The sequence below is a fragment of the Streptomyces sp. 35G-GA-8 genome (genome assembly GCF_023534745.1).
Lineage (GTDB): Bacteria > Actinomycetota > Actinomycetes > Streptomycetales > Streptomycetaceae > Streptomyces.
In genome coordinates, this window is record NZ_JAMHJQ010000013.1 from 93,273 (window position 1) to 105,797 (window position 12,525).

At 69.0% G+C, this 12,525-nt stretch carries 9 protein-coding genes and 1 tRNA gene; 3 read left to right on the forward strand and 7 right to left on the reverse strand.

Going from position 1 to position 12,525, the window contains the following annotated elements:
• Positions 1 to 17 precede the first annotated feature (17 nt).
• Positions 18 to 338 (reverse strand): hypothetical protein, encoded by a 321-nt coding sequence (locus M1203_RS28045; protein ID WP_249952594.1) that lies wholly within the window; start codon positions 336 to 338, stop codon positions 18 to 20.
• A gap of 112 nt (positions 339 to 450) precedes the next feature.
• Between M1203_RS28045 and M1203_RS28050 the strand changes: the two genes are divergently transcribed.
• Positions 451 to 681 (forward strand): DUF4287 domain-containing protein, encoded by a 231-nt coding sequence (locus tag M1203_RS28050; RefSeq protein WP_249952595.1) that lies wholly within the window; start codon positions 451 to 453, stop codon positions 679 to 681.
• Between the two features lie 110 nt (positions 682 to 791).
• Here the strand turns inward: M1203_RS28050 and M1203_RS28055 are convergent, their stop codons facing one another.
• Both M1203_RS28055 and M1203_RS28060 read right to left on the reverse strand, forming a co-directional pair.
• Positions 792 to 1,670, reverse strand: coding sequence for a Bax inhibitor-1/YccA family protein (locus tag M1203_RS28055; RefSeq protein ID WP_249952596.1), 879 nt, complete (start codon positions 1,668 to 1,670; stop codon positions 792 to 794).
• Between the two features lie 229 nt (positions 1,671 to 1,899).
• Positions 1,900 to 1,982: transfer RNA gene (locus tag M1203_RS28060), tRNA-Leu, on the reverse strand.
• A 432-nt stretch (positions 1,983 to 2,414) separates the two neighbouring features.
• Here M1203_RS28060 and M1203_RS28065 point away from each other — a divergent pair.
• Together M1203_RS28065 and M1203_RS28070 are read left to right on the forward strand one after the other, a co-directional pair.
• Positions 2,415 to 3,185, forward strand: coding sequence for an ABC transporter ATP-binding protein (locus M1203_RS28065; RefSeq protein ID WP_249952597.1), 771 nt, complete (start codon positions 2,415 to 2,417; stop codon positions 3,183 to 3,185).
• A 325-nt stretch (positions 3,186 to 3,510) separates the two neighbouring features.
• Positions 3,511 to 6,054: an ABC transporter permease gene (locus tag M1203_RS28070; RefSeq protein WP_249952598.1), complete on the forward strand. Its 2,544-nt coding sequence runs from the start codon at positions 3,511 to 3,513 to the stop codon at positions 6,052 to 6,054.
• A gap of 103 nt (positions 6,055 to 6,157) precedes the next feature.
• On the opposite strand, the gene M1203_RS28075 is transcribed toward M1203_RS28070, so the two are convergent.
• The 4 genes from M1203_RS28075 to M1203_RS28090 all read right to left on the reverse strand — a co-directional run bounded on the left by M1203_RS28075 (position 6,158) and on the right by M1203_RS28090 (position 12,333).
• On the reverse strand, positions 6,158 to 7,561 hold the full coding sequence (locus M1203_RS28075) for a phospholipase D-like domain-containing protein (protein ID WP_249952599.1): 1,404 nt from the start codon (positions 7,559 to 7,561) through the stop codon (positions 6,158 to 6,160).
• Between the two features lie 191 nt (positions 7,562 to 7,752).
• On the reverse strand, positions 7,753 to 9,093 hold the full coding sequence (locus tag M1203_RS28080; protein ID WP_249952600.1) for a cyclopropane-fatty-acyl-phospholipid synthase family protein: 1,341 nt from the start codon (positions 9,091 to 9,093) through the stop codon (positions 7,753 to 7,755).
• Between the two features lie 326 nt (positions 9,094 to 9,419).
• On the reverse strand, positions 9,420 to 10,805 hold the full coding sequence (locus M1203_RS28085; protein ID WP_249952601.1) for an NAD(P)/FAD-dependent oxidoreductase: 1,386 nt from the start codon (positions 10,803 to 10,805) through the stop codon (positions 9,420 to 9,422).
• Between the two features lie 388 nt (positions 10,806 to 11,193).
• Complete coding sequence (locus M1203_RS28090) at positions 11,194 to 12,333, reverse strand: serine protease (protein ID WP_249952602.1); 1,140 nt, start codon at positions 12,331 to 12,333, stop codon at positions 11,194 to 11,196.
• Between the last annotated feature and the right edge of the window lie 192 nt (positions 12,334 to 12,525).

A 12,525-nucleotide genomic window follows, 5' to 3' on the forward strand; every position in this document is an offset into this window, starting at 1 on the left:
CCTCGCGGACAGGGGCCTCAGAACCCGGCACGCGTCGCCGCTCGCTCCACCGATCTCACGGCCTCGTCCAGCTCCACCACGGACGGGGCCGTTCGCAGTGCCTCCGCCAGATCCCCGGCCGCGACGGTGAGCTGGTCCGCGACCACGAAGACGCCGGAGTCCGGCATGATCCGGGGCTCCTCGCCGGGGGCATCGAGCCGCTGGGCCCGTACGGAGAGTTCCCTGGCCAGAGCCAGCGCCTCGGCGGCGGCTCCGCGCTGGAGCCGGCTGTGCGGGGCGGCCCGCAACCGGTCGGCGAATCGGTCCACTGCGGCCGTCAGAGGCGTTGTATCGAGCACGCCGCGACCTTACGCGAACGGACACGGGCCCCTCCAGGACTGTTGCCAACAGGCGAACGCTCAGGCACGGTGGCGTGAAGGACCAGTACGCGCAAAGCGTCCGGAGGCGCCGATGTCCCTTGTCTTCTCCGAAGAGACCCATCGCAACATGCTCTCCCGCATCCCTCACTGCACCGGCAGAGAGATCTCCGACTGGCTTCGCACGGTCGAGGAAGGTCCGGCCCTCCTCCGCTTCGAGGAGAAGGTCAGCTGGCTGAGGGGCGAGCACAATCTCGCGTACGGACACGCGAAGGCGATCATCCACGAGTACGACCTGCGGCGGGCGGCCCGCCGCCTGCTCTGACCCGACACCCGAGACATCGCATCCAGCACGACACAGCGCGAAGGGGTCCGCGGGCACTGTGCCCGCGGACCCCTTCATGCTGTTCGGCCTACCACTCAGGCCGTGCCGCGTCAGTCGTTGCCTTGCAGGATGGAGAACAGCCGCAGCATCTCCAGGTAGATCCACACCAGCGTCAGCGTGAGACCGAAGGCCGCGAGCCAGGACTCCTCGCGCGGAGCGCCGTACGCGACGCCGTCCTCGACCTGCTTGAAGTCGAGCGCGAGGAAGCAGGCGCCGAGGATGATCCCGACGATGCCGAAGATGATGCCCAGACCGCCGCTGCGGAAGCCGAGGCCGTCACCGCCGCCGAAGACGGTGAAGAGCAGGTTGGCGACCATCAGGAGCACAAAGCCCATGGCGGCGGCCATCACGAAACCGTAGAAGCGCCGGGTGACCCGGATCCAGCGCATCTTGTAGGCGATCAGCACGCCGGCGAAGACCGCCATCGTGCCCAGGACGGCCTGGACGACCACACCGGGCGAGAGGTACGTGCTCACCGCGGAGCTGATCACGCCGAGGAAGACACCCTCGAAGGCGGCGTACGCCAGGATCAGCGCGGGAGCCGGCTTGCGCTTGAAGGACTGGATCAGCGAGAGGACCAGCGCCACGAGCGCGGCACCGATGGCGATGCCGTACGACTTACCGAGGTTGGCGGGGTCCACCGGCAGCAGGACCCACGACAGGACGGCGGTGAGCACGACCGTGCCCAGCGTCATGCCGGTACGGCTCACGACGTCGTCGATCGTCATGACGTCGGGGCGCGCGGGCGCCTGCGGGCCGCCGAGCTGGGTGCCCTGCTGCGGGGCATAGGGGTTGGTGGCGTACGGGTTGGTCGCGTACGGGCTGGTTCCTACAGCGGGGCCCCCGGCCTGCGGCGCCGCGTTGAAGCCCGCGTGGCCGTTGTCGCGGCTGAAGCCCCGTCGCGAGAAGACCGGGTTACTGCTCCTCATCTCACTCCTCCATGGCCGCCCTGCGCGGCCTTGGAACAAGAGTAATGGGAGCGCAAAGCGTACGCCCTAGTGCTCGGGGAGGATCTTTCCAGGATCGTGACGTCCGCTGGGTGCATCTCGTCACACCGGTTGTCATCCCGGCGCTCACTCCGGAGCGCTCCCGAATCATCGGAGCGCTTCCGGCCCGGCGCGTCCACCGGCGCCCGCCGGCCGGCCATCGCCGGTGATGTGCCCGGAGCCGGACTTGAACCGGCACGCCCCCGAGGGGCAGCGAGGTTTAAGCTCGCCGTGTCTGCATTCCACCATCCGGGCAAGGCGCGCGACGCCGCGTTGGCACAGGAGCCTATCGGGGCACACCACTCGAACAGCCGAGCGGCTACCCGATGTTGTCTTATTTTATTGACGTCTGAGGGTGCGTCAGACCACGTAACGAGTCGTCGGCACATGCCCGGCGCGGGTGGTCATCCCCGACCGGGGCGTGCAGGAATGACGAAAAGTCGCCGCCCGGTCACGCATTCGGCATCGTCGCCGCGGACGCGCGGCACGGAGACGGTCTCGAACACGACCGCGAAGCGACTTACGACGGACCCGTCTCAGGGGTCGTGTCATCCCCGAGGAGGAGGGCACGGCACGGCGGTCAGACCCAAGACGGCCCCGGGAACGGTTACCACGGCGGACGACTCGCGCTCCGCCCGCCACGAGGATGGAGACGTCCTCACAGCGCACCGACAGGAGAGTCCTCCCGTGACCACCACCTCGCTCGCCCACCGCGCCACCGCCGTGGCCGCCCGCGCCTCCGATCTGTCGAAGGTCTACGGCCTGGGCGAGACCCAGGTGGTCGCCCTCGACCATGTCTCCGTGGACTTCCGGCAGGGAGAGTTCACCGCGATCATGGGCCCGTCCGGCTCCGGCAAGTCCACGCTGATGCACTGCGTGGCCGGCCTCGACAGCTTCAGCAGCGGTTCCGTACGGCTCGGTGAGACCGAGCTGTCGACCCTCAAGGACAAGCAGCTCACGCAGTTGCGCCGGGACAAGATCGGCTTCATCTTCCAGGCGTTCAACCTGCTGCCGACCCTGACCGCCCTGGAGAACATCACGCTCCCGATGGACATCGCGGGCCGCAAGCCCGACAAGGCGTGGCTGGACCAGGTGATCTCGATGATCGGGCTCGCCGACCGGCTCGGCCACCGGCCCACCCAGCTCTCCGGCGGGCAGCAGCAGCGCGTGGCCGTCGCCCGCGCCCTGGCCTCCCAGCCCGAGATCATCTTCGGTGACGAGCCGACGGGGAACCTGGACTCGCGCTCCGGCGCCGAGGTGCTCGGCTTCCTGCGCAACTCCGTTCGGGAGCTGGGCCAGACCGTCGTCATGGTGACGCACGACCCGGTGGCCGCCTCCTACGCGGACCGGGTCATCTTCCTCGCCGACGGCCGGATCGTCGACGAGATGCTGCACCCGAGCGCCGACGGTGTGCTCGACCGGATGAAGGCCTTCGACGCCAAGGGCCGTACGAGCTGACGCTCCGCCAACTCCGTTCCGGCAACTCCGTTCCGCCCGTACGCCGGCCCCTGGGCCGTCACCGTCCGACCGGCACGACCCGTACGAGCCCGTGCGTGAGCGTTAACCCGTACGGGGCGCTTCTCCCGTGCGTGGCTCTTGACGCGGCCGTTCACCCGGCCGTTCACCCGGCGCCCTTCACCCGGCGCCCCTCACTCGTACGTGGGCCCCACTCGCGCTGACGCTCCGGCAGTCGGCCCCCACATCCGCCCCCTCGGTCCGGTCCGTCGTGTCGGCCCGTCTGTTCGGCCTGCCCTCTCCGCCCACCCTCACCAGGACTTCCACCATGTTCCGTACCGCCTTGCGCACCGTGCTCGCGCACAAGGCCAGGCTGCTGATGACCGTCCTCGCCGTCATGCTCGGCGTCGCCTTCGTCTCCGGCACCCTGGTCTTCACCGACACCCTCGGCAACGCCTTCCAGAACCAGTCGGCCAAGAGCTACAAGGACGTCGCCGTCGGCGTCACCTCGTACGACAAACGCGACTCCGGCAACGCCGACAACGCCACGTTGGACCCCGGGGTCAGCCAGGAGACCGTCGGCAGGATCGGGGCCCTGGACGGGGTCGCCTCCGTCACCGGCCGGGTCAACGGCTTCGCCGGGGTCGCCGACCCCGACGGCAAGCTGATCGGCGACGGCTGGGCCAACAACGGCTCCAACTTCGCGCCGGACAAGAACGGCAAGGACCCCGCCTACACCTTCGTCGAGGGCTCGGGGCCCACCAAGGACAGTGAGATCGCGCTCGACAAGGCGACGGCGACCGAGGGGAAGTACACGGTCGGCAAGCCGGTACGGGTCGCCTCCAACGGGCCGGTGAAGGAGTTCACCCTCGCGGGTGTCTTCACCACCGACGACGGAGAGGTCAACGCGGGCGGCAGCTTGGTCCTCTTCGACACCGCCGTCGCGCAGAAGCTCTATCTGGAGCCCGGCTTCTACAGCGATCTCACCATCACCGCCAAGGCCGGCGCCTCAGAGAGCGCCATCCTCGACCAGGTCAAGCCCCTGCTGCCGGAGAACGCCGAGGCGAAGACCGGTGAGCGGCTCGCCTCCGACCAGGCCAAGCAGATCGAGACGAGCCTGAGCGGCATCAACCAGATGCTGCTGGCCTTCGCCGCCATCGCGCTCTTCGTCGGCATCTTCCTGATCTCCAACACCTTCACCATGCTGGTCGCCCAGCGCACCAAGGAACTGGCGCTGCTGCGCGCCGTCGGCGCCTCCCGCCGCCAGGTCAAGCGCTCGGTGCTGGCCGAGGCCGCGGTGGTCGGCGCGATCGCCTCCACGATCGGATTCGTCCTCGGCATCGGGCTCGCCGTGGCGCTGCGCTCGGCGATGAACATGGCGGGCGCGAAGATGCCCGCGGGCGCGCTGGTCATCTCGCCGACCGCCGTCGGCGCCGCCTTCGGTGTCGGCATCCTGATCACGCTGCTCGCCGCCTGGCTGCCCGCCCGCCGGGCCGCGAAGATCCCGCCTGTGGCCGCGATGAACAGCGTGCACGGCGTGGCCACCACCAAGTCGCTCGTCCTGCGCAACTCCATCGGCGGCGTGCTGGCCCTGCTCGGCTCCGCCGTGATCGTCGCGGGCGCCGCGGCCGGGTCCGACGGGCGGCTGCTCATCGGCGCCGGGGCGTTCCTGACGATGGTCGGTGTGATCGTGCTGATCCCGCTGCTGTCGCGACCGGTCATCGCGCTGGTACGGCCGCTGCTGCGCCGGGTCTTCGGGGTGGCCGGCAAGCTGGCCGGACTGAACGCCGTCCGCAATCCGCGGCGTACCGGCGCCACCGCCTCCGCGCTGGCCATCGGACTCACGCTGGTCACCGGGCTGACGGTGCTCGGTGTCACGATCGGCCAGGCCGTGGACAAGATGACCACGGACAACATCAAGGCCGACTACATGGTGACGATGGCGGGCGGCGGCCGGCTGGACGAGTCCGCGCTCACCGCGCTGGAGAAGGCGCCCGGCGTGAGCGCGGTCTCCCCGCAGCAGGCCTCCTCGCTGGAGGTCAAGGGCCGCTTCCACTCCGCCTCCGCGGTCACCCCCGGGGACATCGAGAAGGTCATCAACATCGCCTCGGTCTCCGGCTCGCTGGACACCCTCGCCCAGGGCGGGATCGCGGTGGCCGAGGACACCGCCAAGTCCAACGGCTGGAAGGTCGGTGACACCCTGTCGGTCACCTACAACGACGGGAAGACCGGCAAGCTGAAGGTCGGCGCCACCTTCGAGAAGAACGAATTCCTCTCACCGGTGCTGATGTCGACCGAGCTGGCCGCGCCGCACGAGTCACGGATGTACACCCCCGAGGTGTGGGTGAAGATGGACGGCGGCGCGAGCGACGCGCACGAGCAGGCGCTGGTGGACTCGCTGGGCAGGAACCCGGCGATCACCATCATGGATCAGCAGGACATCAGGAACCAGTTCGGCGGCCTCATCAACACCGCGCTGAACATCATGTACGGACTGCTGGCCATGGCCCTGGTCATCGCGATCCTGGGGGTCGTCAACACGCTGGCGATGTCGGTCTTCGAGCGTCAGCAGGAGATCGGCATGCTGCGGGCCATCGGCCTCGACCGGGCCAAGGTCAAGCGGATGATCCGGCTGGAGGCCGTGGTGATCTCGCTCTTCGGCGCGTTGATCGGGGTGGGTCTCGGATCCTTTGTGGCCTGGGCGATCGGTGAGACCGTCAAGGACGAGATCCCTGGTTACGCGCTGGTCATTCCGTGGGACCGGGTCGGGCTCTTCCTGGTGCTCGCCGGTGTGGTGGGTGTCCTGGCCGCGCTCTGGCCGGCGCGCAGCGCCGCGAAGCTGAACATGCTGACGGCCATCAAGACCGAGTAGCGCGGGACCGGCGGGAGAGGGCTGGAGAGGGCGGGACCCCAGGGCGGGGGCCCGCCCTCTCCCTTGTCCCGCCCTCTCCCGTGTCCCGCCCTTTCCCGCGTACTCAGGTGCCGGCGCAGTAGCGCATCAGATGATCGTGATTGGCCCTGTACTGGTCGTGGATCGCGCCGTTGTCGATCTTCAGCAGGGTCTCGTCATTGGAACGCAGCGCCTGCCAGGAGTAGTTGTGGCTGCCGGTCCAGACGATCTTCCGGTCGGCGACACCGTCGTACGTACCCTCCACCAGCAGATACTTGGAGTGCAGCCCGATCTTCGGCGCCCCGCTCGTGGGCGGGTCCTCCCAGCACTCCACGCGCTGGGTGAGCTTGCCGGAGACGATGGAGGTGACGGTCCTGCCGAGCGACGGTACGCCGACACCTCCGCCGTTCGGATTGCCGTCGCCCGCCAGATACACCAGACAGCCCGCGTTCTTCATGGCCACGAGCTTGCTCGCGATCTGGTCGCGGTAGAAGAGGTTCGCCGCCATCCGCACCTCGGAGCGGCGCGTCGACGAGCAGGCGACCTTGTCGAGGATGAGCTTGACGGTGTCGGTGGCCGGGTCCTTCCGGTAGTCCGTGCCGGAGGTCTCCCGGCGCGGGAAGAAGTACGTCTTGTACGCGGGATCGGTCGCGCTGGACGGCGTCCGGTAGTACGTCGCGAGACCCGCGCCCGAGGCGCCGTATCTCAGCTGGTCGTCGAAGTACGCCGCGTAGTTGTCGTAGAGACCGGGGTCGGCGATCGTCACGGCGTTGTTGAACAGGTCCGTGCGCTGGACGCCGGTCATATTGGCCGACGTCTGCACGACGACCTTGTCCACGCCTCCCGTACGGGAGAAGAGGAAGAACTTGTTGTGGTTGATCGCCCGGCTGCCGATCGTACGGTTGCCGACGCACGAGCGGGTCGAGGGGCAGGACATCACCCACGACGGCGCGTTCCGGTCGGTGCCGAGGCCCGCCGCGAGGTTCTCGTACTCACCCCCGGCGGTGACCGTCGTGTGCGATTTGTAGTCCAGGATCGCCCGGACGGCGACGCCGCGTTCCTTGGCGGCGATCAGGGCCTCGCGGACGTTGTCGTCGGTGAAGGTGTACAGGGACACGGTGATCGAGCTGCCCGCGGCGGCGCCGCCGACCAGCGAGACGACATGGTTCCTGATCCTGTCCCGCTGGGCGGGGGTGCCCGCGGGGTCGTTGAAGATCGCGCCGGTGGTGACCGGGGCGGCGGGGGCCCCGGCCGATAAGGGAGCCGGCGACGAGGCTTCGGTCTCGGCCTCGGACCCCGACTCGGGGGACTCGGCCTCGGACGGGGCGTGGAACTCGGACCCGTTGTCGCCGCTGTCCCCGTTGGCCCGGTTGTCCCCGTCGGCCCACGCGGCGCCGGGAAGGGCCATGACGGACATCAGGGCGACGGCCAGGCCCAACAGCTTGATTCTGCGGTGGCGACGGCGATGGCTGTGGCGGTGGCGGTGCACACCGGCCTCCTGTTCGGTTTCGGCTCAGGGAGCGCGTGTCGGGAACACGTACCGGGAGCACAGAAAACGGAGCCGCCGGGCAGCGGTCTGCCCGGCGGCTCCGTCATCCAGGCCCGGACGGCAGAACGTACCAATTCCCCCGCCCTCATCCGGGCCCACTCACCTCTTTGTCACCCGCACGATGTCGCGCGTCAGCCGCCCCACACACGCGCTCGCGCCGGCATCCCGGAGGCGCCGCTCTCCGGGGTCTTCACGGCCAGGATCTGGTTGACGCCGATCTTGTTCCGCTCGAAGGAGAGCGCGGACGCCGCCATGTAGAGGCGCCAGACGCGGGCGCGTCCGGCGGAGGTGCTGCGTACGGCCTCGGCCCAGTGGTCCTCCAGATTGGCCACCCAGCGGCGCAGGGTCAGGGCGTAGTGCTCCCGGATCGACTCGACGTCGCGGGCCTCGAAGCCCGCCTCCTCCAGCGTGGCGACCGTCCTGCCGAGCGGCGCGAGCTCGCCGTCCGGGAAGACGTACGCGTCGATGAACTCGTCGATGCGGTACTTGCTCTCGTCCTGCTCGGGCCGGCGGGCGATCTGGTGGTTGAGCAGCCGGCCGCCCGGCTTGAGCAGGGCGTACAGATCGTCGGCGTACTCCCGGTACTTGACCGAGCCCACGTGCTCGGCCATCCCGATGGACGAGATCGCGTCGTACGGTCCGTCCCTGACGTCCCGGTAGTCCTGGACCCGCAGCTCGATCCGGTCGGTGAGGCCCTCCTCGGCGACGCGCTTGCGCCCGTAGGCGGCCTGCTCCCGCGAGAGGGTGACGCCGGTGACGCGAACGCCGTACTCGCGGGCGGCGTGGATGGCCATCGAGCCCCAGCCGCAGCCGACGTCGAGCAGCCGGTCGCCCTCCTTGAGGCCGAGCTTGCGGCAGATCAGATCGAGCTTGTCGCGCTGTGCGTCCTCAAGGGTGAAGCCGTGGCCGCCGGTGTCCCTGCCGGCGTCCCTGTCGGCGTCCCCGTCCCCGTCGCCCCAGTAGGCGCACGAGTAGACCATCGAGGGGCCGAGCACCAGCTCGTAGAAGTCATTGCCCACGTCGTAGTGGTGGCTGATCGCCGCCCTGTCGCGGCGCTTGGTGTGCAGCGCGCCGTGCCGCCGCCGGATCTCCTCGGCGGGCGGGGCGGGCGGCGGCCAGGGTCCCGCGATCTGTACGAGCCCGCGCGCGACGGCCCGCATACGGGGGTCGAGTACGGGGTGCGGCTGGTCCTTGGCGTCGTCGCCGCGCTCCCAGATGAGACCGGCGAGGAGCCCCAGGGCCTCGAAGAGATCGCCCTTCACATCGATCTCACCGGCAACCCAGGCGCGCGCGAGCCCCAGTTCGCCGGGTTTCCACAGGAGGCGGCGGAGGGCACGACGGTTACGGATGATCAGGGTCGGAGCGTCCGGGGGACCCGATTCGCTGCCGTCCCAGGCACGGATACGGACCGGGAGCGGGGCCCCCAGCAACTCTTCGGCAAGAGTGGTCAGCCGCAGTGCGGCGTCGGCCATTGCGTACACCTCCGTCATGAGGAATACCGGAAACGCTCAACACCACGTAAACACCGGTCGGGTGTGGTCGCAGTCCCGGCGACGCGCAATGAGACGGCAAAATACCTGCATCTACCACGCACTTTGGGGTGGATGCGCGCCCTTTGCCCCCTCCCAGGCTCAGGCTTCAGGGGCCGGAGGCCGGGGGTCGGGGGTCGGGGGTCGGGGGTCAGGGGTCGGCCAGTCCGGGGCCGCGCGTGCCCGGGGCCGCACGTGCCCGGGGCACGCGAAAGGGCCGCCCGCACCACGGATGGCGGACGGCCCTTTCGGGGTTCTGCGCGGCGGCGTCAGGAAGCCTTCGCCTTCTCCGGCGCGGACGGCGCCACGGCTGCCGCCGGGGTCGGCTTGGCGGCCTCGTAGAACTCCTCGCGCGGCGTCTCCATGGCGCCGAGCGAGACGACCTCGCGCTTGAGGAACATCGCGAGCGTCCAGTCGGCGAAGACCCGGATCTTGCGGTTCCAGGTCGGCATGGCCATGCCGTGGTAGCTGCGGTGCATGTACCAGGCCAGCCGGCCCTTGAGCTTGATCTTCATCTTGCCCATGACGACCATCGCGACGCCCTTGTGCAGGCCGAGTCCGGCGACCGCACCCTTGTTGGCGTGGCTGTACTCCTTCTGCGGGAAGCCCCGCATACCGGAGATCACGTTGTCGCCGAGGACCTTCGCCTGCCGCAGCGCGTGCTGCGCGTTCGGCGGGCACCAGGCGTTCGGGTTGCCGGCCTTGCGGCCGATGACGTCCGGGACCTGGGCGTTGTCGCCGGCGGCCCAGATGTAGTCGGTGCCCTGCACCTGAAGCTTCTCGCTGGTGTCCACATGGCCCCGGGGGCCGAGCGGCAGACCGTAGCGGGCGAGCGCCGGGTTCGGCTTGACGCCGGCCGTCCACACGATGGTGTTCGAGTCGACCTCAAGGCCGTTGTTGAGCACGACGTGGCCGTCCACGCAGGAGTCCATGCCGGTCTTCAGATAGACCTCGACACCACGGCTCTCCAGGTGCTCCTTGCCCCAGGCACCCAGCTTCGGGCCGACCTCGGGAAGGATCTTGTCGGCAACGTCGACGAGGAGGAAGCGCATGTCCTCGCGCTTCACGTTCGTGTAGTACTTGGCCGCGTCGCGCGCCAGGTCCTCGACCTCACCGATGGTCTCCGCGCCGGCGAAGCCGCCGCCCACGAAGACGAAGGTCAACGCCTTGCGGCGGACCTCTTCGTCGGCGGTCGAGTCGGCCTTGTCGAGCTGCTCAAGTACGTGATTGCGCAGCCCGATGGCCTCCTCGATGCCCTTCATGCCGATGCCCTGCTCGGCGAGGCCGGGGATCGGGAAGGTACGGGAGACGGCGCCGAGCGCGACGACGAGGTAGTCGAAGGGCAGCTCATAGGCCTCGCCGACGAGCGGCGCGACCGTGGCGACCTTGCGGTCCTGGTCGATGGTCGTGACCCGGCCGGTGAGCACCTCAGCCTTGGGCAGCACGCGTCGCAGCGGGACGACGACATGCCGAGGCGAAATGCTGCCGGCGGCGGCTTCGGGGAGGAAGGGCTGGTACGTCATGTACGAGCGAGGGTCGACAACCGTGACGGTCGCCTCCCCGTAGCGCATCTTCTTCAGAATGCGACGAGCTGCGTACAGGCCTACGTACCCACCGCCTACAACGAGGATCCTGGGACGCTCCGTGGTGCTCATGCCATCGAGTATCCACCCCCCTCGGAGGGGGTGCTCGTGAGCCCCTTCACAAGGTAAGGGCCCCCTAGTGCTACACTGCGCGGCCCGCGTGATCGACATCATGGCCCACGGGGGGAACCAGATGGCGGGTTTAGTCGTTGCCCACCCCTCGTGAGCTGGCCCTCAGCGCTTGGGCGGGGGTGAACCGCCCTGCCTTGTTCATACGCGCGTAACGCGCCCGGAACCGCCCGGTATAAGGGCGCAGGGGCCCCTTGGGGCTAACAGACCGCCATCGGGAACAGCCCCACCACTCCACAGGACCGATTTCCTTGTGAAGAAGTTCACGAACTTTCTCGCCGACCTTGATCAGACGCCTGGTCCGATGCCTGGGGATGCCCTGGTCCGATGCCTAGGGGAAATCGGCGCGGGCCTTGTTGACCAGGCGATTCAGGGGTGGCCCGCCGGCCGCCCAGTTGTCGTCGTCGAAGTTGAGCGTGCCTTCGGCACTGGTCACCGATACGACGCGGGGGAAGTCCTCGTTTGCCCAGAACGCGAAGAACGCACTGCCCGAGGCACCGTGGTCGACGCTCGCCGTCTCGGTGTCCATATAGAGGCCGTCGCCTTCCTGGCCGACGATTCCGGGGTTGTCGGCGTCCTCGAACGACACCTTGTCCTGGAAGAACGGCACTTCGTCGTTCCCGAGGTCGTGCGGGTACGACACGTTGAACCAGAACGGCTTGTCGTCCCAGTCGTTGCTGTACTCCCGCGTTCCCATGAAGCCCAGCTGGCCGCCGAGCGGCCGATCGAGCACGAAGACGATGTAGTCCAGCGAGACGCTGATCTCGTCGTCCGGGTTGTCCACCTCCCTGAACCAGTAGGTGCGGGTGGCGTTCGCGACGCCGAAGGGTGCCGCTCCTCGGTTGAACGACGGGGTGAACGCGACCGGGGCGAGGTTGGGGCCCGGCCAGTGCCAGTTCATGACGTGACTGGCCGTCAGCACATGGCGGGGACCGATCAGCGTGCCCGTCCCGATCTTCATCTCGGCCGAACCGGGGGCCACCGGGACCGTGACCCGGCCGACCGTGCTGAACGGATAGGCGAGGCTGTCCATCTCGACCCGCCGGTCGGGCTGGTACACGTTCAGCGGCCGGACCGGCCGGCCCTTGACCGGGCGCAGGCGCGTCGGCCGGTACCGGACGGGCTCGCGGCCCTCCGGCAGCCGGACCAGATCGAGGTGGGCGGGCCGGTAGCCGTCGGCGGCGTGATCGGGGACGTCACGGTCGACGACGTGCAGCCGGTTGACCACGGGTGCGAACGACTGCCGCCTCCCGTTGGCCACCCGGACGTCCACCCGATGCACCTCGCCCGGCCCCGAGTGCTCGTCCAGCGAGGTGACGGACACCTCGACCTCCGGCTTGTCGACCTCGGTGCAGACGTAGAACGAGCTCTGGCACCCAGCTGACAGACCGGGCGGCTTGTCACGGCTCGCGGGCTCGGTCGGTCGCGCACGAAGTTCTTCGATGCTCATGGGCGGTGCCGGCTTGGACATGGCGCGCTCCTTCCCGGATCACCCGTTACTCCCAGTCTGGGCACGGCTGACGGGGCCCGCGACTGGGGCTTTGTTGCATGGGATGCGCATGAAGTGCACGAACGCGATGGATGCTGGGTGGGGGTTCGTGCCGAGGGGTAGTCGGGGTGGGCCGGGACGTGTGGATGCGGGTGGGGGCCGCCCCTAGGTTTG

Bases quoted from the DNA above. Each gene is read 5' to 3' on its own strand.
- M1203_RS28050 (WP_249952595.1), top strand. From the start codon at position 451: ATGTCCCTTGTCTTCTCCGAAGAGACCCATCGCAACATGCTCTCCCGC.
- M1203_RS28055 (WP_249952596.1), bottom strand. From the start codon at position 1,670: ATGAGGAGCAGTAACCCGGTCTTCTCGCGACGGGGCTTCAGCCGCGAC.
- M1203_RS28080 (WP_249952600.1), bottom strand. From the start codon at position 9,093: ATGGCCGACGCCGCACTGCGGCTGACCACTCTTGCCGAAGAGTTGCTG.
- M1203_RS28090 (WP_249952602.1), bottom strand. From the start codon at position 12,333: ATGTCCAAGCCGGCACCGCCCATGAGCATCGAAGAACTTCGTGCGCGA.
- M1203_RS28085 (WP_249952601.1), bottom strand. From the start codon at position 10,805: ATGAGCACCACGGAGCGTCCCAGGATCCTCGTTGTAGGCGGTGGGTAC.
- M1203_RS28070 (WP_249952598.1), top strand. From the start codon at position 3,511: ATGTTCCGTACCGCCTTGCGCACCGTGCTCGCGCACAAGGCCAGGCTG.